General features: G+C 35.8%; 14 protein-coding genes. 1 reads left to right on the top strand and 13 read right to left on the bottom strand.

Annotated features, from left to right (window positions below; translation table 11 throughout):
• Positions 1-66: 66 nt before the first annotated feature.
• From ACW2QF_RS00500 to addB, 10 genes are all read right to left on the bottom strand, one after another.
• Positions 67-2130: a methyl-accepting chemotaxis protein gene (locus tag ACW2QF_RS00500; RefSeq protein WP_455714027.1), complete on the bottom strand. Its 2064-nt coding sequence runs from the start codon at positions 2128-2130 to the stop codon at positions 67-69.
• A 279-nt stretch (positions 2131-2409) separates the two neighbouring features.
• Positions 2410-3660, bottom strand: a complete 1251-nt coding sequence (gene glyA, locus ACW2QF_RS00495; protein WP_455714026.1) for a serine hydroxymethyltransferase — start codon at positions 3658-3660, stop codon at positions 2410-2412.
• 94 nt (positions 3661-3754) lie between these two features.
• A complete protein-coding gene (pepT, locus tag ACW2QF_RS00490; RefSeq protein WP_455714025.1) occupies positions 3755-4969 on the bottom strand; it encodes a peptidase T in 1215 nt (404 codons plus the stop codon).
• 434 nt (positions 4970-5403) lie between these two features.
• Positions 5404-6426, bottom strand: a complete 1023-nt coding sequence (locus ACW2QF_RS00485; protein WP_455714024.1) for a M42 family metallopeptidase — start codon at positions 6424-6426, stop codon at positions 5404-5406.
• A gap of 519 nt (positions 6427-6945) precedes the next feature.
• On the bottom strand, positions 6946-9027 hold the full coding sequence (locus tag ACW2QF_RS00480) for an amylo-alpha-1,6-glucosidase (RefSeq protein WP_455714023.1): 2082 nt from the start codon (positions 9025-9027) through the stop codon (positions 6946-6948).
• Between the two features lie 77 nt (positions 9028-9104).
• Positions 9105-9983 carry an Hsp33 family molecular chaperone HslO gene (gene hslO / locus ACW2QF_RS00475; RefSeq protein ID WP_455714022.1) on the bottom strand — a complete coding sequence of 293 codons (879 nt, stop codon included), beginning with the start codon at positions 9981-9983 and terminating at the stop codon, positions 9105-9107.
• Positions 9984-9997: 14 nt separating this feature from the next.
• A complete protein-coding gene (locus ACW2QF_RS00470; RefSeq protein WP_455714021.1) occupies positions 9998-10840 on the bottom strand; it encodes a methyltransferase domain-containing protein in 843 nt (280 codons plus the stop codon).
• A gap of 538 nt (positions 10841-11378) precedes the next feature.
• Positions 11379-11600, bottom strand: a complete 222-nt coding sequence (locus ACW2QF_RS00465; RefSeq protein WP_455714020.1) for a small, acid-soluble spore protein, alpha/beta type — start codon at positions 11598-11600, stop codon at positions 11379-11381.
• A 103-nt stretch (positions 11601-11703) separates the two neighbouring features.
• A complete protein-coding gene (gene addA / locus ACW2QF_RS00460) occupies positions 11704-15609 on the bottom strand; it encodes a helicase-exonuclease AddAB subunit AddA (RefSeq protein ID WP_455714019.1) in 3906 nt (1301 codons plus the stop codon).
• Positions 15610-19119: a helicase-exonuclease AddAB subunit AddB gene (addB, locus tag ACW2QF_RS00455; RefSeq protein ID WP_455714018.1), complete on the bottom strand. Its 3510-nt coding sequence runs from the start codon at positions 19117-19119 to the stop codon at positions 15610-15612. It abuts the gene before it with no gap.
• A 742-nt stretch (positions 19120-19861) separates the two neighbouring features.
• Between addB and ACW2QF_RS00450 the strand changes: the two genes are divergently transcribed.
• A complete protein-coding gene (locus ACW2QF_RS00450; RefSeq protein ID WP_455714017.1) occupies positions 19862-20296 on the top strand; it encodes a hypothetical protein in 435 nt (144 codons plus the stop codon).
• A gap of 83 nt (positions 20297-20379) precedes the next feature.
• Here ACW2QF_RS00450 and ACW2QF_RS00445 read toward each other — a convergent pair whose 3' ends face one another.
• The 3 genes from ACW2QF_RS00445 to ACW2QF_RS00435 form a co-directional block, all read right to left on the bottom strand.
• Positions 20380-20655 (bottom strand): hypothetical protein, encoded by a 276-nt coding sequence (locus tag ACW2QF_RS00445; RefSeq protein ID WP_455714016.1) that lies wholly within the window; start codon positions 20653-20655, stop codon positions 20380-20382.
• Between the two features lie 226 nt (positions 20656-20881).
• Positions 20882-22831: an NAD(+) synthase gene (locus ACW2QF_RS00440; RefSeq protein WP_455714015.1), complete on the bottom strand. Its 1950-nt coding sequence runs from the start codon at positions 22829-22831 to the stop codon at positions 20882-20884.
• Between the two features lie 33 nt (positions 22832-22864).
• Positions 22865-23881 (bottom strand): acyltransferase family protein, encoded by a 1017-nt coding sequence (locus ACW2QF_RS00435; protein ID WP_455714043.1) that lies wholly within the window; start codon positions 23879-23881, stop codon positions 22865-22867.
• Between the last annotated feature and the right edge of the window lie 59 nt (positions 23882-23940).

The following is a 23940-nucleotide window of genomic DNA, read 5'->3' as shown; positions in this document are numbered from 1 at the left end:
TCATGGCAACAAAAGTTGTTCATATAAAAGGAAATATAAAAGGAATATATTTAAATGCATTTGCATTTAAACCGTAAATACTTCGATAGCTTCATTTAATTCTCCAGCTATCTGATTCAAACGATTGGCTTCAAGTTCAACCTCTCTCGTATGATTTGCAACATCTTCTGCATTCTTTGATATACATTGAACACCTTCTGAACCTTCTGAAGTTGCTTCTGTTAATTCTCCAAACGATTTTAATAATGAATCTATTTCATTGAATATATTCTTTGAAACATTAGCGATATTTTCAAACAATTCTCTCATATCATTTGAATCTGTGTTGTACTGATCACTCATCTGCATTAACTTTTGATAGGTATCCTTTACATGAGTGTTCATAAAATCTAGTACCTCATTGGAACTATCACACAAATTGTTAACTGAAACAATTACATTCTTTGTTATTTCTTGAATCTGTAATGCTGTCTTCTCAGAATTTTCTGCTAGACTTCTAATCTCATCTGCTACCACAGAGAATCCTTTTCCAAATTCACCTGCTCTTGCTGCCTCAATGGAAGCATTCAAAGATAGTAAACTTGTTTGATCAGCTATATCTAGAATTGCTTTCGTCAACTCATTAATCTGTTTTACTTGTTTTGAATCGTCGATTGCTACTTTTAATTTTTCACCAGTTGACCTGCATATTTCATCTGCTTGTCTAGCTGCTTGCACTGCTTCAGCCTTCAATTGAACAGCTCTACTACTAATATCATTGGCAGTTTCAACACCGTCTTTATTCTTTTCATCCATTGTCTCAATATGATGAATCATTCTTTCGGAGGCATCACCAAGTGTTATGGCAGTACTTTCTGTTTGTTGCATACTAGCCGATAACTCCTCAGCAGTTGCTGTAATACTATTTATTTCATCTACCAACGAGTTAATTGCTTGATTAAGATGAATAGCAGAATCTGTGACAACTGTACTATTATCATTAACTTTAGTGACTGTTTTACTCATGGACTCCTGTAATTTATCCAATGCTCTTGCTAACTTACCTGTTTCATCTTTCTTTTTCAGATAAGGCAGATAATTCTTGCTTGTAAAATTGCCTTCCTTAGCCATTTCAATATCCTTAGTAACTTTGGATATTGGAGTAGATATTTTCTTCCCTATTATAAATGCAATGATAGTACAAATTACCACGCAGAAAACAATAAACAGCATACTCTTAGTTGTCATATCTTGGACGTTACTCATAACATCGCTCTCTGGTGTCACTAACACCAAATAATAACCATTAGCAAGTTTTGAATATGCCACATAGTTTTCTTCACCATCAACACTCATTTTTTTCAAACCCTGATCTTGTTGTGAAATAAGTTCTGATAATTCTTCAAACCCAGTATCACTTAATTTATTTTCTTTTGTATAAGTATTATGTACAATGTATCTTTCATAAGAATCTGTTAAAAATGCATATCCATTCTCATATGGCTTGATTGATGTAACTAATTGCTTAAACTCATCGAATGACATAACAATCCCAACTATTCCAGCTATTTCATTATTAACATATACTGGTTGGGTATAACTAATTACCTCTTGGTCTAGATCTATATCAGTATATGGATCTAACCAAGTTGCTCTATTATTCCTTAATGTCTCATTAAAGAAATTCCACCTATCTCCATCTCTATTACTCCAAGATTTGTATTCTTCTACTTGATTTACATTAACTCTTTTACCATTCTCACTAATGGCTGCACATATGGTTCCAATATTCTTAGGATTTACATAGGCATATAGTCGCAAAACGTTAGTATCTGTTATGTTTGACTGAATTACGCTTATGTACTTATACATCCCATCCATGAAGGTATTATTATATTCAATGTCTCTATATTGTGCGTAATCATAGCTTGCTTCAAAGTAACTTGCCATACCGGAAACTATCTCTTGTGTTCCTCTATAGTTCAAATTCATTTGATTTGCATATTGAATAGACATTGCAGACATCTTGTCTTTTGCTTCTTCACCTAATGTCTTATAGCTTAGAATCGCATTAATCCCCCCCACAAGAATAGATACAATTAATACACAAGCAGTAATGGCTGTGATTATTGCTGTGGATATCTTCCTCATTTATCCTACGTTCTCCTTTCAAAATCTAAAGTCTTTCTCTATTGTGCAGATCGTTCGTTAATAACATACTATTATTCACTTTGTATAAGAACGACCATTTGCTACTCCTATTTTTACATATATTTACCATAGTGTCAAGCTATTTTTTCGTAAATTTTCGAAAAGCTTGATTTTAATATTTTATCCTTATATAACTCCATATATAATGTCAAAAAAAGAGACAAAACCATGAAAAAAATCAGATTTTTGTCTCTCAATAAATACTTTTTTTACAAGTTGTTAAACGTTCAGGTTATAAAGTGGATACTTATCTGTTAATTCTTTTACGATTGCTAAGGCTTTTTCCTTATTTGCATCTACATCCTTAACTAATAAATAAATTGCTTCTGCAATTTGATCCATATCTTCTGCTTTCATTCCTCTTGTTGTAATGGCAGCAGTTCCAAGACGGATACCACTTGTTACAAATGGAGAAGCAGGATCATTTGGGATCGCATTCTTGTTACATGTAATATTGGCAGCATCTAATAATTTCTCAGTTTCTTTACCTGTTACACCCATGTTTTGAAGATCTACTAACATAAGGTGATTGTCAGTTCCATTAGAAACTAAGTTAAATCCTCTCTTCATTAAGCCATCTGCTAATGCTTTTGCATTGTCTACAATGTTCTTAGCATACTCTTTGAAACTTGGATCTAATGCTTCTTTGAAACATACTGCTTTTGCAGCGATAACGTGCATTAAAGGTCCACCTTGTATACCAGGGAAGATTGCTTTATTTAATTTGTGTTCTGTAGCAAATTCTTCACTAGAAAGAATCATACCACCTCTTGGACCACGTAATGTCTTATGTGTAGTAGTTGTTGTTACATGAGCATATGGAATTGGGCTTTCATGAAGGCCAGCAGCAACTAATCCAGCAATATGAGCCATATCAACCATTAAATATGCTCCTACTTCATCAGCGATTTCTCTAAATTTCTTAAAATCAATCTTTCTTGGATATGCACTAGCACCTGCAACGATTAATTTTGGTTTGCTTTCAACAGCAACTTTACGAACAACATCGTAATCAATGAAACCATTCTCATCTACGCCGTATGAAACTATATTATAATATGATCCAGACATATTTACTGGGCTACCATGAGTAAGGTGACCACCGTCAGCTAAACTCATACCCATTACTGTATCACCAGGTTTAACTAGAGCGAAGAATACAGCCATATTAGCTTGTGCTCCAGAGTGTGGTTGTACATTGGCATATGTGCAGCCAAATAATTCTTTTGCTCTTTCAATTGCTAAATCTTCTGCAATATCAACAAATTCACAACCGCCATAATATCTCTTTCCTGGATATCCTTCTGCATATTTGTTTGTTAATGGGCTACCCATGGCTGCCATAACTGCTTTACTAACAAAGTTTTCAGAAGCAATTAATTCAATATGATCTTCTTGTCTATTGAATTCTTGTTTCATTGCCTGCGCTAACTCAGGATCATAAGTACTAATTTCATCAAAAGAAAACATAGTATACCTCCATAAAATTCAACTTTAATTTATTAATACAGTAACGCTTTAATTCTTAAATCAGCTACATTATATCACTGGAACCTATATTTTGCTATGCTTTTATTATTTCTTGTAAAATCTGCACCATTTTCTCCATAGATTGTACAGGAATATACTCATATCTACCATGGAAATTGTGTCCACCAGTTGATAAATTAGGACAAGGTAAGCCCATGAAGGATAGTCTTGCCCCATCTGTACCGCCACGTATTGGTGCTACGATTGGCTCAACTCCAACTTTCTTCATAGCTTCTTCTGCACGAGTTACGATTTCCATATGGCTAACTATCTTTTCTTTCATGTTGAAATAACTATCTTTTATAGATAATTCGAAAGTTCCTTCTCCATATCGGTCGTTTAAGAATGCAGTAATTTTTTCAAACATTGCTTTCCTATCATTGAATTTCTCTTTATCATGATCACGGATGATGTATTCTAAAACAGTTTCCTCTTCATTACCCTTGATGGAACCTAGGTGTTGGAATCCTTCATAACCTTCTGTACAAGCAGGTGTCTCATTAGCAGGAAGCATACTGTTAAATTCCATGGCCATTAAAATCGCATTTTTCATCTTGTTCTTCGCTAGCCCTGGATGAATATTCACACCATGTACAGTTACTATTGCTCCCGCTGCATTGAAGTTTTCATATTCCAGTTCTCCGAGTTTACCACCATCTACGGTATATGCGAAATCAGCATTGAATCTCTCCACATCAAAATGATCTGCTCCAGCTCCAATTTCCTCATCTGGTGTGAAACCAATGCGGATTCTTCCGTGAGGAATATCAGTAGATTGCATCAATTGTTCTGCTAAAGTAAGAATCTCCGCAACTCCAGCCTTATCATCAGCGCCAAGTAATGTTGTTCCATCGGTTACTATTAAATCTTGTCCCACATAATCTGCCATGTGGGCAAACTCTTTCGTACGCATTATTATATTCTTTTCCTCATTAAGAACGATATCCTTACCGTCATAGTTCTTAACAATTCTTGGCTTTATATCTTTTCCTGAGAGTGCATTAGATGTATCCATATGAGCTACTAGGCCTATATAAGGCAAATCTTCACAACCTTTGGTTGCTTCGATTGTTCCATATACATATCCATACTCATCCATCTGGGCATCATCGATTCCCATCTCTTTCATCTCTTTCACAAGCTCTGCTGCAAGTACTTTCTGATTCTCAGTACTTGGAGTTGTTGTACTTGTTGGATCTGAAGTTGTATGAAAGCTTACATATTTCAAAAAGCGTTCTGTTACATTCATGTTGATTCCTCCTTTTATATTTCTATATAATTACTTAAATTTTTTTATTATAAGGTCTTAGCTAATGTCAATGTTAAATAAACAAAAGTATTTATTCCATCAATAACTTACTTATACTTGTGTATGTGTAAAGTAGCAAAGCAAAACTCTTAATAGTGTAGTTTTGCTTCTTAGCCCACGTACTACGACTAAGAAACAATAGTGAAACATCTATAGTACTTCTTAGTGTGTACTGAATCCCCTAGGAATACGAGGCATGGATGCCGAGCAAGCCTGAGCTGAGGCAGGATGCCGAATCGAAGGCGTTTCCGCATCACTTGATAAAACTGGGCGTACACACTTAGAATTACTTAGGTGTGTAGCGTGTTTCGTGTCGTAGTACGTGGTCTAAGAAGCCATGAAAACGTATATAGAGTTTTGCATCACTAATTATACTACAACACGTACCCTTTAAGTAATTCTAAGGTATTAACAAGTGCAGACTTATGTGTTCTTTCCATACCATGAGAAGCATGGATTCCTTGTCCGATTAATGCGCCCTTTATGTTGTTACCACCACGTAAAGCTGCTGATACATCGGAACCGTAATGTGGAAAGATATCGATTGCATAATCTAATTTCTTTTCTTTTGCAATATTAATTAAACGAGTTGTCAGTTCATAATCATAAGGGCCTGAAGAATCTTTGGCGCAGATTGATACAGCATACTCCGTTCCATTCAGATCATCGCCCAATGCTCCCATATCAACTGCAACGAATTCAGTAATTTCTTCTGAAAGGTAACTTGCACCAAAACCTACTTCCTCGTAGTTACTAATAAGAATCTCAATAGTCTTTTGTGGTTGTAATCCACCTTCTGACATTTCCTTTAATAATCCTAATAATACACCTACACTTGCCTTATCATCAAGATGTCTTGATTTAATAAATCCTGATTTTGTATAACTAAACTTCGGATCAAAGCTTACATAATCACCAGTATCAATACCTAACTTCTTCACATCTTCATCTGATTTCACGATTTCATCAAGGCGAATATGCATGTTAGCTTCTTTTCTCTCTAGCGTTCTAGCATCATCGAATGTATGTACCGATGGGCTATTTGCTAAGATTGTTCCTTCATATTCACTTCCATCTCTTGTATGAATCGTACAATAACTTCCTTCTATGCTTTGCATTGTAAAACCACCAACGCTTGTAAAACGAATTGTTCCATCGCTCTTAATAGAACGAACCATCGCACCTAATGTATCAACATGAGCAGAAAGGCCGATAGTCTCTTCACATTTCCCTGGTACATGAATCACCAAGCCACCCTTTTGGTTTAAACTGCAAGAGTAACCCAAACTTTCTGCTTCTTGTTTAACATATGTAATTGCTTTATGTGCAAATCCAGATGGACTTGGAATATTTACTAGTTTACCTATTGTTTCAACAATGTATTCTATTGTTTCCATATTTTGTTCTCCTTATCTATAATTGGGAAGTCAAAAAGTAATAATTAAAGTTAAGTTAATTGGGATAATCTATCCTATCTATTATCTATCTTGTTAACTTACCTGTACTTGTGTATCTACAAATTAGAAAAGCAAAACTCTTTATCACGTAAATTTGCTTCTTAGCTGACGTACTATAACTAAGAAACGATAGCGTAGCATCTGTAGTACTTCTTAGTGTGTACTGTTCAACCTAGGAAGGCGAGGCAAGGAAGCCGAGCCAGCCTGAGCTGAGGCAGGATGCCGAATCGAAGGCGTTTCCACATCGATTGTTGAATGTAGATGTACACACATAGAAGTACTTAGATGCACAGCGTGTTTTGTGTTATAGTACGTCAGCTAATAAGCCCTAACAACGTATCTTGAGTTTTGCATCCAATACTGAAAATACACAAGTACATCACTATTAACACCCATAACATCTATATGAATCATACCACGTTTTCCTAGAAATAGAAATATATACTTCTCCCTATAATTCTATTCATTTAGATAAGGTAATACATCTTCCATATAAGCACGTAGAACTTCACCAACACTCCATGCTTGCGTATAACAACCACGGCTTGTACATGTGAAATCCCCATCAAAGATTTCTGCAATACCTGAAAGACAGCCATCTTCCATGTGGTCCTCAAAATATTCACACATTTCTTTTGCCTTACGGACTGCCTCTTTACTATGATCGTTTACCTTACAGTAAGCTGAGATGAAAGCTCCTGAGATGTATCCCCAGCTTGTTCCCATATGATATGCTAAATCACGATTAATTAATTTTCCAATATAATGACTCTTGTAATCCACGTCTTCATTGGATAAGGAACGAATTCCATAAGGAGTATATAAATCATGATACACCCTTTGCACAACTAATTTTTCTTTCTCTCTATCTAACATCGTATATGGCAGAGAGATTGCCCATATCTGATTAGGCCTAATCTTACTATCTGGAACCTCATGTCCATTTTTCTTCTCAATAACATCGTACAAGCAATTTGCACTTGAATTCCAGAACTTATCTACAAAGGATTCCTTAACATGAGAGGCAATATCAGAATATACCCCTCCATTTTCTCCATAATGAGCAGCTAGTTTTTCCATTACCTTAAGTGCGTTATACCAAAGAGCGTTGATTTCTACGGCTTTCCCATGTCTTGGAGTAACAACCAAATCACCTACACGTACGTCCATCCACGTCAATTGATCCAGATCACTTCCACCTTCTATTAGATAATCGCTATCCATACAAATTCCATAACGAGTTCCCGTCTTATAAGCCTCAATAATTTGCTTAAGATACGGATAAATCTTCTCATAGATGAAAGTATAGTCAGATTCTTTCCCTGTATATTCTAGATAACGATCTACCGAATAGAAGTACCATAATGACGCATCGATGGTATTATACATTGGTTCTTCCTTCGCTTTACCAGGAAATACATTTGGTATCATTCCTTTGTCAACGTATCTTGAGAAGGATTCCAAAATAGAACGTGCATCGTCGAATCTTCTTGTTGCTAATGTTAATCCTTGTAATGCAATCATCGTATCTCTTCCCCAATCTGCAAACCAAGGATAACCAGCAAGAATAGTCTTAAGCCCTGTTGACTCTCGATCCACAATAAATGCATCTGCTCCCCAAGCAAGTCTTCTAGCTAATCTATCATCATATGGTAGTAAATCCATTAATCCAATCATTCTCTGACGATATTCCTCTGCAATTACAAATCCATCTTTGTCGTCTAACTCTTCTACTGTACATTTTACATAGAATCGTTTCTTCTCATATGGTGCAAGGGTAACTAACACATCATATGGAGTTATGTGATTATCTACCCCTAAGAAACCAGTACGATTATCGATTGGATACACTTGATTCTCCTCAATCAGATAATTAGGCGTTGCCAAGGATACTGGCTTACAAGCACGGTCATAATAGCTACCTTCTGAGGAATAGAATTTGATTACTACCTCTTTATTTTCTTCTGGTACTAATGTAAGATATTGATCTTTCGCAATATCCATATTTTTATTACTATCTTGTTTTAATGCCTTCAATTCTTTCTTGAATAAAAGCTCGGCACGTTCTTTCGTATCTCCAAAACCACGATAGGTAAACATCGGAGTAACTGCAAATGTAGCCTCTTCCATTCCATTCTCAATCTCATAGCATACAACGCTTGTATTCTTACCGTATTCTAATGAAATGGTCTTCTTAATGCATATATCTGCTACTTGATACGTATATGTTGGTAATATATCTAACTCAAAACGGTTAAGGTACTGATACCCTCTCTTCCATTCCTTTATGTATTCTTGTGCAGTTAAATCGTACTCCTTTCCAGAGACACTCACAGCTTCATGTGTACCTGGAAAAATCATCATTCTATCTACTGGTGCATGTAACGATGCCACTAGATATCCACTATATATTCTTGTATTTGCTCCTATGATGGATTGATTCGCAAATCCCCCAATTCCATTAGTTAATAACCATTCTTTTTCCATACCAGTCTCAAATGTACGGAATGCATTTCTACCAAAGGTATATTTTTCTCTCATATTAATAATTCCTTTCTGTTCATATTACATAACATTAAAGCAGTAACGCCCATCAACATAGTTGACAGGCGCAAGCCTTACTTACTTCTCTTAATGATATCCTGTAATTCATCAATCGAAAAATTATAGTGTGTGTTACAGAAATGGCAATTTACTTCAATCGATTCTCCATCGTTAATCATTTCCTGGATTTCTTTCTTTCCAATACTAACGATAGCTTTCTCCACACGATCTTTTGTACAGTTACAATAGAATTTCGTTGGTAGTGTATCAAGAATCTCTACACCGAAATCCCCCAATACGTAATCTAGAATCATCTCTGGAGTCATATCTTGATCAAGTAACGCTGTTATGGAAGTAATCTCTTTAATTTTCTTTTCTAATTTATCAATCACTTCTTCATCCGCAAATGGCATTAACTGAATAATGAATCCGCCTGCACGTTTTACTGTATTATCTTTGTTCATTAACACACCTAGAGCAACAGATGATGGTACTTGTTCACTTGTTGCATAGTAATAGGTTAAATCTTCTGCAATTTCACCAGAAACAAGATGCGTTTGTCCAACATAAGGTTCCTTTAATCCCATGTCTTTAATAACATTCATAACACCTAAATCAAGTGCCTTACCAACATCTAATTTACCTTGTTCACTAGGTGGTAACATAACATCTGGATTCACAACATATCCCTTTACATTTGCTTTCGGATCTGCTGTAACAGTAAGCCCTCCAATTGGGCCGCTGCACTTGATTTGTAAGGTAAGAAGATCTTTCTCACCCTTCATCATACTTCCCATCATGCTACCAGCAGTGAGTAGTCTTCCTAGTGCTGCTGTGGCAACAGGGCTAAGATTGTGGCGAGATCTTGCTTCCTCTACTAAATCTCTTGAAGTCACTGCAAATGCTCGAATCTGACTATTTGCAGCTGTTGCTCTAACTATATAATCTGACATTGAAGTCCTCCTATTTATTCGTTCGTATAGAATTTATTGTCTTGATGTGTCTCTCTCGCAACAATATAGATTCTTTCACTTGTTTCTGTTACTGGATTATGTGTAAATGCATCGTATGCACATACAAACTCAAGTCCCGCTTTCTCTAACAATGATTTTACCGTATCTAAAGAATATGCTTTCTGATAGTGTTTCTCATCAAAGCGATAGAAAACTTGTCCTTCTTCCTCATAGGATTCATCCTCTTCAGAATCCTCCTCAGATAAATCCAAATCCTCTTCACCAAAATCTTCTTTCACATATATGGTTAAATCATACTCATTGATTCTTTCTTCTGGATAATAATAATTATCCCAGATAAAGCTACCATTATGACGATTCTCGGCTATGGTATTATTTGCAAGAATTGTCTTATATTTATATTCTGTGTTCATATCAAAGATAAATACACCATGGGAATCAAGATAGTTATTTACTAAGCGAAATACCTTAAGTAAATCTTCTTCTTCCATAATGTAATTCATACTATCACAGATACTAACCACAGCAGAAACGGTTCCGTACAGTTCAAATTCTCTCATATCTTGCAATAGATACAGAATAGATTCTTCTTCATCCAACGCTTTTTCCATGGCTATTGATAGCATTTCCTCAGCGTTGTCTATTCCAATCATATCATATCCAGACTTAGATAGTCTTGATGTAATATTACCTGTTCCGCAACCAAGGTCTAATACAATTCCTTCTTTTACACCATTTTCCCTTAATAATTGTTTTAAATATTCGCACCATTTATCATATGGAATATTATCCATGAACATATCATAAACCTGTGCAAACCCTGTATATGCCTGCATATTGTCACCATCATTTCTTTCTATCCATGTTTTTGTTATCTCTGGAGTGGGGGAGTCAAAAGGTCTATTTACGCATTCAGATGATGAACCAAAAATATTTATTCATCTTAAGGTATTGATGTACTTGTGCATTATTAGTTTTAGTACAAAACTCTGATATGTGTTCATGGCTTCTTAACTGTCGTACTATGACACGAAACATGCTACACATCTAAGAACTTCTAAGTGTGTACATTAGGGTATCATAATGGTACGGAACCGCCTTCGATTCGGCATCCTGCCTCAGCTCACGCTGGTTCGGCAGTTAAGAAGCTAATCTACGTGGCTCAGAGTTTTGATTTTTATTTTATTGATACACAAGTACTGGTAAGTTAATGAATGAATAAATATTTTTGTTTCTTCATCATTAACTTTATTAAGACCTTTTAACATTTGAATCCTATTTATTCTATATAAAAACATGGATTTTATGCTACTGACATTATACTAACAATGGCGAGCGAAGGCAAGTGTTAGTAATAGCCGATAATTTTTCTTGTTATTCCTGAAGTTCTTCGCTTTTCAGTGCTTCCGCTTTCATTTCTTTTTTCTTTCTCGTTATTATTCCACCGATTCTTCCAGATTCTTTTGCTGATAATGATTTCCATCCGGATTCTAGTACTTTAGGTAGTAATCCCAGTTCTTCTGCTACCTCGTATTTTAACTGTTCTTCTGGTTTTATATGATTCAAATCAATTGGGTTTTCATTTTTTTTCGTCATACTTTATACTCCTTGATTTACAAATTCAATTTATAAGTTTTCTAGAGTATTGACATAGGTAATCATATTATGCAAGAAAAGCTAAATTTTCAGGTAACTTCCTTTATACTTCTACTTCTTTTTCAAGTGCAAAAGAGTATAGTATTCTCTGACTTACTTTCTTACCTGTTATCTGTTCGATGGCCCTTTGGTAATAATCCAACTGGATTTTGTATCTATTACGAAGGATTTCTTCTCCTCCCTCTTTAGGTATATGGTCGGTTTTATAATCCACGATGATAACCTTTTCATCTTCCTCAAAGAAGCAGTCTACAATTCCTTGTACTAGGATTGGCTCTTCGCTCATTAAGTCTGGGCGAATCTCATTGGCTTTCATAGAGAATACAAATTGTTGTTCCCTGTAGATCTTTCCTTGACTGGAAGCAAGCTTGATTCTTCTTCCTATGTCCGATTTCATGAATGCAAGGATCTGATAAGGATTGACAACTGCTGCCTCTTCTTCTGTGAGTATAGCTTTCTCAACTAACTGGGTAATTGCTTCTCTTATATTAACAATCGTTGGCCCTTCAAGTATCGGAATACACTCTAATACTTTATGGTATACGGTACCTCTTCTGGCTCCTTGTACTGGTACAGATTCTTGCATAAAGTTAGGGTAGAGACTGCTATCTATTTCTTCTTGTTGGCTTACTTCATCTTGTTGATTCACTTCTTCTTTGCCAAGTTGTAAGCCATTTTTATCTACTATTACAGCTTTCTCTGAGTCTATTTCTTCATACAACTTCATACTTTCTTCATCATCAATCATCTGACCTATTTTCTTCAATTCGGATACCGTTACCTTAGCATGTAACTTTACCTCATTGGAAAATGGATATTCATAACTTAATTGCTCATGAATCTCATCTCTAATGTTTTCTTCGTACACTTTATCAGGATCCCATTCCAGTAACTGTTGTTTCTTATCTGCATTGACAAGTTGTCTTGCTACTTCTTCTTCAACAGTACGAAGTACATCAACTGTTCTGATTTCAAAATTAGCTTCGATATCTCGCTCTTTATTGGGTTCAATATTAACACCTGGTGAAATATTATACTGCTGTAGTAAATCTATACAGTCTTTATGTCTTATTAGTGAAGGCATAATCCAATCAAAATAATTACCAGATCCAGCAAGCTTTTTAAACATCAGAGCACGATCTGTTTGATCCTTTGTATCAGCCCATTTATTCAGCTTGTCACCAACTGATGGTACATATCCAGTTAGTATTAATTTCTCCTTGGCACGGGTCAAGGCAACATATAGAACACGTAGCTCTTCACCTAGGTTTTCAAGCACAATTCTCTTTTGAATGAATTTCTTCAATAGCGTTGGTGATTTAATACGTAGCTTTGGATCTACATAATCAGGACCAATACCTAGGTCTGGATGAAGAACTAGTTTACTTCTTGCATCTTGGTTGTTGAATACTTTACTCATACCAGCCACGAATACAATAGGAAATTCAAGCCCTTTACTTTTATGAATACTCATAATTCGAACGGTATTCTCGCCTTCTCCTACCGTAACAGCTTCACCGAAGTCAATATCATACTTATGCAATTTCTCGATATATCGAATAAATTGGAACAAACCATGGTAACTGGTTGCTTCATATTGGACCGCACGCTCAATTAACATATCAATATTGGCCTTACGTCGATCACCTGCAGGCATGGAAGATACATAATTATAGTATCCAGTATCTTGTATTATAAACCAAATTAGCTCGTGTATAGAGGTATAGGCGAGGCAATCACGGTAACTCTCTAATCTTTGAAAGAATGACGTAAGTTTGTTTACGATTATATCAGTTTCTTGTTTTCCTGCGATCTCATCTGTATCTAACTGCTCTGCTACTTCCTCGCTAGAATATGTCTCCATATAATGCTTCGCTGCATCATACATATCGCAATCTTCCTTGGCACCACGTATGATTGCCAGATCTGTTGTTGATAATCCAACCATCTTTGAATGCAATACCGCTGTTAACGGAATATCCTGTCTTGGGTTATCAATCACACGTAGCATATTTAAGATTGTTCGAATCTCTATGGTAGAGAAATAGCCTGTTTGAGTATCAGAAAATGCTGGAATTCCCATTGCCATAAGCGTATCTGCAAATGTCTGTGACCAACCGCTCATGGTTCTAAGAAGAATCACAATATCACTATACCTAGCGGTCTCGTAACATTTCTTCTCCTTATTCCATACTTTCAGTCCAGTCTCTGGTTGCACTAATTCTTTAATTCTAAGCCCAATTGCTCTAGCCTCAAGTTCTCTTACTGTGTATTCCTCTTCCTCTTTATCAAGCTCTGTTACTTCTTCCTTAGCTTGTGCTTCCCCAACCTCATTTGCTAAAAGTTCTTCCCTCTTATCAAATTCTTCATCCGTCACAAGTAAAACTTCTGTGGTAGCCGAGATGTTCTCGTCCGTAGGTTCAAACACAGCTCCAGGATTGAGTGCTGCATCGTCATCATAAGTAATGTCGCCTAATTGCTTTGTCATAATCTGCTCGAAGATATAGTTCGTACAAGCAAGAACTACCGCTCTACTTCTGAAATTAGCATGTAAGTCAATTCTTTGCTCCTCGCTATCTTCCACAGAATATCTGCGGAATTTCTCCATAAATAACTCTGGCCTAGCGAGACGGAATTTATAGATACTCTGCTTCACATCACCAACCATGAACAGATTATTTCTTCCTAATTTTTTCTTAGAGATGCTAGTTAATATGGTTTCTTGTACCAAGTTACTATCTTGGTATTCGTCAATTAAGATTTCCTCATAGTACTCGCTTAAATCATCTGCAACACTTGACGAATTTACTTCACCATCTTCCTTATTAACAAGAATATTCAATGCAAAGTGCTCTAAGTCATTAAAATCAACTAGATTCTTATCTTCCTTTGCCTTTGCAAAACGACTAGTAAATTCTATTGTCAAATCTATCAATACATTCATAACAGGAGCTACCTTTTGTAAATCCGCTAACATCTCCTCTTCCGATTGATAGAAATAATTCTTCTTAATATCCGTAACAGCTTTCTTCACTTCATCACGAATTGCCTTTACTTGTTCTCTCTTATAAACATCAACCGATTCATCCTTTTTACGAGATAAGGCCTTCCACTTTAGATTTTCTAAGATTTCAGAATACTGATGATACGACTCTGCTTCCATTAAATCGCGAATTAACAACTGGTCCTCTTGTAAAGCCTCATCATACATATACGGCCCGGCGATTCCATTTGCAATCTCTCTTGCCTGCTTATTACGGGCCATTAAATCACCTGTCATGGATTTAATGTACTCTAATAATCCCTTCATCCATTCTGTTTCTTTCAGATTGTCTACGGACTCTAAAGCAAAGGACTCTTTTTGTGCTTCTAACCATTCCATAGGCCATGGATAACTCATGGAAAAACGATATAACTGTATAATCAATTCTTCCAATGCAGCATCGGATTTACCACTTGCATAGCATTCCACGAATGTAGTGAAATCTTCTTCTGCTTTCTCATATTGATCCTCTAATAATTCCTCAATTACATCAGCTCGAAGAAGAGTTAACTCTGCTTCATCTGCAATACGAAAGGAGGGATCTAAATCGATTACATTGAAGTGATTACGAATTACATTCAAGCAAAAACTATGAATGGTTGTAATTTGCGCACTATGAATTAACATCATCTGTTTCTGAAGATGTTTATTATCAGGCATACTGTCTAGTTTCTTCTCAATTGCCTGTAAAATTCTCTCTCTCACCTCAGCTGCCGCTGCATTGGTAAATGTAACGACTAGCAATCGATCTACATCAACAGGATTCTCTCCTTCTGAAATCATCTTAATGATACGTTCAACCAGTACCGCGGTTTTACCAGAACCCGCAGCAGCTGAAACTAAGATATTGCGGTTTCTAAGATCGATTACCTTCTGCTGGTCACTTGTCCATGAAACTCCTGCCATCTACTCCTCCTCCTTTCTGAATACGCATTCCATCTTAGCAAATACGTCTTCTTTCTCCAACTTCTTTAATTGATGGTATCGATTACCTGGTAGCTTTACATCAAATCCGCAGATTCCTTGAAAGGCGCAGTAATCACAAGCAGTACGTTCTCCTAATTTATAAGGATTTACCTCTGCCCTTCCATCTAAGATTTCTCTTCCAATTTCAACAATCTTATGATTTACGTACTCAGTCATCTCTTTGAATTGCCTACTAGAGGCTGTTGCGGAACGTTTCGTTGGATATCCATCTTTATTGGTTTCTATCGGAACAACATCTGACTTAACAGAACCATTGATGTTTCCTTCTGCATCCATGAAAGTCGTATCTAAGTATTTGCTTACATGCATGTCATCATTAACAAGACCGTTCATCCTTAATTCCTTAAGAATCGCTGTTTCTACGTCACTTGTCTTATCTACAATCGGATCATCGATATTGTAATAGAATACACCTGCTGGTTCAACTTTTAAGTCTGGATTCTTCTTTTGTTGTAATTCCATACTTGCACTTAGATAAACCATTAACTGCAATTGCAATCCATAGAAGATTTGTCCCATATCAAGTGCACTGTGTCCTGATTTATAATCAATAACCTTCACTAAGATTCGATTCTTCTCCGGTTCTTCATATACATCTACACGGTCTATACGTCCTTGTAATTGCATTCTTGCATCTTCCATCAAATTCACATTTACGGATTCCAAATTATCAAGGAATGAGAATTGTAATTCGAATGCCTCTGGTTTGAATTTACCTTTTCTTACTTGGGTGCACAACGCCCATATGGTACGATTGGTAATACGCATTACCCTCTCAAGCATATACGCATTCCGCTTACTACTTAAGATGACCTGATTTCCATAGTCTAGCGCTGCCTCTTCAACTGCTTCCTTCGTAAATTGCTCTCTTACTTCGTCAGGTATGGAATACCATTCATATTCACTATTTTTCACCTTCGTAGAGAAGAGATCGATAGCCTTATGAAATATATTTCCGATATCAGGAACTGCAAGGCGATATTCTTGACGCTCTAATAAACCTAGCCCATAACTAACAAAATGCGCAAATGCACACGCGGCATATTTCTCTAATCTCGTAACACTACCAGACAATTCATTGCCATATAGTGCTTTCGCTACTGCCTTTGGCAAGGAATTATCCTCAGCTTCATAAAAAGCCCCTTCAAGCACAGTATCTAAAGCCTTACGACGCTCCTGATCACTACAGTACCAACTATAAAGTTCTTTGAATGTATCTGTTCCTATATCAAGAATGCCTGATGTACCTTCTTGATTAACTTCAACTTTCTCTACCTCTGGTAATGCTTGATTCGTATCACAAAATTCACGAATCTGCTCAATTACATATTGAATTCCTTGTCTTGTTGCCAAGATATACGAAAGTTCCCCTTTTTGGTTATCACAATCCTGTATCTGCAACTTTGGAAAGATCTGCTTTAACTTACCTATTAGATAGGAGGCCTTCTTTGCCTTTCCGTCCATACCTACTTTACTATAGATTACATATAGATGTTTATTGGGTTTTGTTAAGTTCAGATACAGATAGAACTGTTCTGTAAATGTCTTCTGGCGTTTGGTTGGAGCTAATTCTACTTCATGCTGTAATAGAACCTCCCTTTCCATATCAGAAATAAGTCCTCCACTATCCGATGATTTAGGAATTAATCCATCATTTACTCCTAAGAAGAATAAAGCTTTGATATCCTTTAATCTAGTTCTCTCAATATCTCCAACAACGATTTGATCAATACTTGGAGGAATGATACCCACCTTAATCTCCTCAAATCCTGTATCTAATAGCTTGCTATATTCATCTAGCGGCATAACTTCCTCGCCAAGAAGTTCAACCATCTTGTCGAATAAATCAAGAATCATACGATATACTTGCTTATATTCTTTTGCTAGACTAAGTTTACCAATGGATTCAAATTTCTTTGTATAGTCCGTTAATTTAGCTGATACTTGCTTGTCGATCAAGAATTTACAGATGGCTGTACTTACCTCTCTTACATTTGCTTCTTTATTCTTAACACGTAATTCATCTAGTCCAGTAATTGCTTTCTTTCTTGCTTCATTTAGGCGGATAAAATCAATTTTACTTCTTGATTTATAAGAACGATCCCAGTCCTTATTCCACAAATTATAGCCTCTTATCCCCATAGCAAGGGCATAATTCTCTAAGTTATCCACTTCTTCCTTGGATATATCCACCAATTCACAACGAAGATAGCGAAACATGGTTTCATAACTAAAATCTCGTTGAATCACGTCTAATACACCGCGAATCAGTTCAACCGCAGGATTGCTTAGAATTCCTTTCTTATTATCAATAAAGAATGGTATCCCCTCTTGCTCGTAATCATTCTCTATAATTCGTCCATATGTTCCGATATCACCACTAACAACCGCGATATCCTTATAACGGTATCCTTGTTCTCTTATTAACTTCTTAATCTGCACGATTGTAAATGCCACTTCTTCCGCTGGATTCTTCGCAACATGAATACTGATATCCTTAACATCTTCCTTATAAGAAACGCGTGGATAACGGAAGAGATTTTTCTCAAGCGCGGCTAAACCAGGGCTCTCTAAGAAACGATATGGTACCTTGTTTTCTGAGACTCCTGCTATCCAGATTGGCTTATCCATAGGAACTTGCTCATTAATAGCAATCTCTTGTAGTGATGCAATTGTCTTCTTACTTAAATGGAACAGTTGATATTCTTCATCTGCTATCTTTTGTTCCCTCTCATCAATGGTCACCGTAACATAGACCTTCTTACATAGGCGCATAAGCTTGGTAAGAAGTTTCGTTTGGGATGGGGTAAATCCCGTAAAGCCATCTAGACAGATTACACTATCACGAACAAACTGGGAATTCTCAACCTTCTCATACAACACGTCAAGAATTTCTTCGGTGGTGATATATTTTTCTTCTATATATTCACTGAATCCCTTATATACCGTAAGGATATCTTGTAATTTATTCTGAAGCATGGGGCGATTTTCCACCTGTGCAATTGTTTTCTCTAATTGTTCTGGCTCAATACTATACTGATAAATCTCAGAAAGCATAGATTTCAATTCACCGATAAATCCTTGTTTCTTAACATTGCTTTGGAAGATATTTAACTCTTCGCTCTTACTCTCTACTACCTTTCTTAGTATCATGCTCTTACCAGTATCCTCTAGAACAACCTTTTCATGTCCTCCTAATTCATCAAATACACGATAAGCAAGACGCATGAAACTAAGAATATCTATGTTCATAATTCCATGGTTTGGATGCGCTGCAACCATATCACGCTGTGTCTGCATCGTAAACTGCTCTGGAACTACTACTAGATAATTCGTCTCTGGACTTTGCATCGAATCTTTAATGATCTCTTGGTACAGGCGATGGGATTTTCCCGTACCTGAACTTCCTAATATAAGTTGTAACGACATACAAGCCTCCTCCTCATTTTTTGCCTATATCCAATGGTACATCAAATATTATCATACGTCTAGCCTAAGTCTTTTCCTCTTTATATGTAAAATTTTGAAGGCAAAACTCTTGTTACATTTTCAATAGCTTCTTGGCTGCCCTACTATGACACGAAACACGCTACACATCTAAGTACTTCTATGTGTGTTCAGTATATTCTCAAATGATGCGGAAACGCCTTCGATTCGGCATCCTGCCTCCCTAGTGCGATGATACAGAGGTAATCAAAAGCTTGTAATTTCAACATCGCACGGCTGACTCGGCTTCCATGCCTCGTCTTCCTAGGTTATTCAGAACACACTGAGAAGTACTATAGATGTTACGCTATTGTTTCTTAGTCATAGTAGGGCAGCCAAGAAGCACATCTACACTATCGAGAGTTTTGCTATTCTACGTATTGATACAACAGCAGAAAGCTCGATGAATAAACAAATAAACAAGTATTATAGATTAATCTTTTATTAACCCTTTTATTATGATAACACTCATAATAAAACGCGTAGAATGGCAGAATATATAATTTCCAGTATCCGTTAAATCCGTATACTATGTTCCTATCAATTTAAGTCCTGAAATTAGGTGCTAAAATTCAGCATGTACATTCCTTATTAACAAAAAGGTTTCAAGAAATGTTCCAATATTTATCATAAATACTTTAGTCAGACAATATACTATAATAACGAAACTTATGGAGGATAAAAGATGTCAAAAACTAAGATTGTAATTATACAGCTAAAAGAAATAATTTACACAGCAATATTTGCTGGCTTGGGTATTCTTCTTATATTACTTCTCATCTTTATGTTTCTACCAGACAAGAAGAAGGAACCTGATGTTAAGGAATCAGCACAATATACAGCAGGAGTATGGACATCTGAATTAACGATAGGAGAGACTTCACTAAACATAGAAGTCGTTGTCGATGAAAGCCACATTAATTCAGTCAGCATAACGAATCTTAATGAAACAGTAACTACAATGTATCCTTTACTCAAACCTTCTCTTGATGATATCGAAACGCAACTATGTAAAACAGGCGATATTGATTCCGTTGAATTATCAGATAACAGTAAGTTTACCCAAACACTTCTGTTAGATGCTGTTAAAACAACGCTTGAAAAAGCAGAAAAAAAATAAAGGTATATACAACAAAATAAAAATTACATAAAAAGGGAATGTAACTAGCTGGTTACAATAGCTAGTACATTCCCTTTTGCCATTTACAATCTGAATTTTTTCCAATAACCGTCCATATCCTTATCACGAAAAGCACGATAATACTCAAGTGCAATTCGTTCCATTACTGATTCATCTTTAATCTTGATATAGACCTCATCTTCAGACTTAATAATAATATTCTTGTTATTCTTTTGTTTCATAATATAAGCACGTGCTTTCTTCTCCCAATCTAGGATAGTTCCTTCATCAAGCACATCGTACTCTGTCATCTGAAACTTAACTTCCTCTATAAAATCTTCAATATCAAATGATTCCATATCTATTTCTCCTATCCGTAAATATAACTTGTTCATATTTAATTTCAATACAGTAAATCTGCAAAACTCTTAACTACCTAAACTTGCTTCTTAACTACGTACTATAACTAAGAAACAATAGCGAAACATCTATAGTACTACTAAGTACTAAGATGTGTAGCGTGTTTCGTGTTATAGTACGTAGCTAAGAAGCTATGAAAATGTATACAGAGTTTTGCTCTTCTACCTATAGTTCATACTCTATCTTAATCTTCTCTAAATCTTTCATCCATACGGCATTACTTGCATCACTTGGCATACGAAGATCGCCTCTTGGTGATACAGCAACACTACCAACTTTAGGGCCATCAGGAAGACAATTTCTCTTAAACTGTTGTGAGAAGAATCTTCGATAAAATGTATTCAACCACTTATAGATAATAGCATCTTCATACTGTCCATTAAAGGCAATTCGTGCCATACGAAAGATTTTACTTGGAGTAAAACCAAATCTCATAACATAATACAAGAAGAAATCATGTAACTCATATGGTCCAACTAAATCTTCTGTTTTCTGCGAAATCTCACCTTCTTTTGGAGGTAATAACTCTGGACTAACTGGAGTATCCAATACATCTAGTAAGACCTCTTGTAGTCCTTTATCTTCAAGAGTTTCTGCGTAATATGCTACGAGATAACGTACCAACGTCTTAGGAACCGAACAGTTAACCCCATACATAGACATATGATCGCCATTGTAAGTGGCCCATCCAAGGGCAAGTTCTGACATATCTCCTGTTCCCACAACAATGCCATTTACTTGATTAGCGACATTCATTAATATCTTAGTACGTTCCCTAGCCTGGGCATTCTCATAAGTAATATCATGAACATTAACATCATGTCCAATATCATGAAAATGTTGTAAAACTGCATCTTTGATAGGTATTTCTCTTAATGTTGCACCTAATTTATTCGTTAATGTTACTGCGTTGTTATACGTACGATCCGTCGTGCCAAAGCAAGGCATAGTGACCGCTATCATGTTACTACGATCTAATCCCATCATATCATATGCCTTCGCCATAACTAACAACGCTAATGTAGAATCAAGGCCACCAGAGATACCAACCACTGTATTCTTGCAACAGATATGCATAAGACGTTTCTTAAGGCCAAGAGCCTGAATATTCAAGATTTCTTCACAACGCTTATCCCTTTGATCTTTGTTGCTTGGAACGAATGGTGTCTTATCAAATGTTCGAGTCAATGTTGTTTCTAAACGATCTTGATATATATGATCTGCGTATGCGAAATCTACAAATGTATAGTTTTCATCATTGCTTGTACAAAATGTAGACATTCTTCTTCTTTCACTTACAACCTTTTGAATATCAACTTCTGTAATAGTTAAATCATTAGTAAAACGTGGTGCTTCTTTTAAGATAGTACCATTCTCTGCAATAATGTTGTGACCAGAGAAAACAACGTCAGACGTAGATTCCCCTTCACCAGCACTGGCATAGATATACGTACTCATTGTTGATGCAGATTGGGAACTTACTAAAGCTCTCCTATAGATATCTTTTCCCGTTGTTTCATTACTTGCAGATAGATTGACGAGTATCGTAGCACCTGCTAACGCATGATTAGAAGAAGGTGGAATCGGCACCCAGATATCTTCACAAATCTCTGCAGCAATTACCAAGTCTTGCATATCCTTGCAACGGAATAAAAGGTTAGAACCAAATGGTATCTGTTTTTCTTCAAGAATATCAATATACTCTACCTTTCCATTGCCTCTACCAAAATATCTTGCTTCATAGAATTCTGAATAATTAGGGATATTTATCTTAGGAACCATACCTAATAATTTATCATCAAAAATTACAGCGGCCACATTATACAAATTCCCTAGTTTCATTACTGGTAATCCCACCGCTACTACCATGTTCAGGTTCTTGGTTGCTCGTACAATCTTTATTAACGATTCTTTAGCAGCTGTTAACAACGCATTCTGTAAAAACAAATCACCGCATGTATAACCTGTAATACAAAGTTCAGGGAATACAAGAACTCGGACATTCTCTTTCGCAGCTTTATTAATAAGTTCGATAATTTGTTCGGTATTATATGCTGTGTCGGCTACCTTCACCATTGGTGTGGCTGCTGCAACTTTTACAAATCCATGTCTCATCGTCTTCCTCCTACAACACTTCTATTAAATTATTTATTTTACAGGTCGGAAGATTATCTTTTTTACCAAATCCACTCCTTTGTCATAGAATGTTTGTACACATTTAAGAGATAACAAGCAAACTATAAGAAGGGAGCTTAATACAACAAATAAAAAGTAAACCCATTCGTTTTCTTTAAAAATCGTAATGTTATCACCATATGACTCAATAAACCTTATGAAAAACATATGGAAATAATAAATGGTAAATGTCCTCTGACCAACTGTTGTTAATATTGATTTCTTATTTGATGCCAAATTAATACATACAATAATCATTATGGTAGCAATTATATAATAAACTCCTCTATAAAAAAAGCCCTCCATGGAAGAATTATCATCATAATGTGTACTACATAAAATATTTTCTAAATCTATTTCCTTAATGCATGCTAAATAATAAACTACGAAAGCTATCACCACAGTACTTGCTAAAGTTACCAATTTAGGAATTTTCCTAATTCGTTCAAGATGCTCTTCCTTAGCATAATATCCTAACAAGAGGAAGAATGTAAATGCTCCGATTCTACCTAGTGCAAGAATGGATCTAAACTCATGACTAAATCCAACCAGCAATCCACCAATAAAAGAGAAGAATAGAACATAACGAATTTTAACAAGATCATGGAGCAAATATTTCCAAACTACTAATGCTAATATAAACCAAAGACTACTTGGAGGACTAAGAACCCTAAATCCAGGTATTCCCTCCTCTATTGGTAACATAAAACGTATTTGTAAGAATGATAAAACTACAAGAATTACATATGGAATAAAAAATCTGTCAAAAACTTGTTCCCTACATTTAATCGTGTTTTTTGAAAAATAACCAGTTATAAAAATAAATAATGGCATGTGAAAATAATAGATAAAGAAATAAATAAAACGTATTAAATCTGATTTGTAAGCACCTAGGTCAATCATATGACCCATAACTACTAAAAGTATTAATATCGCTTTTAGGTTATCAAAAAAATAAATTCTTTGTTTGTTTGTGTGTATTTTTTCCATTTGTATCAATAACCTTTCAATTATTATATCATATTAGTCTTTAAAATATTATTCGACTT

The organism is Anaerosporobacter sp., assembly GCF_965301125.1.
This window is presented reverse-complemented; position numbering and strand designations above follow the sequence as displayed.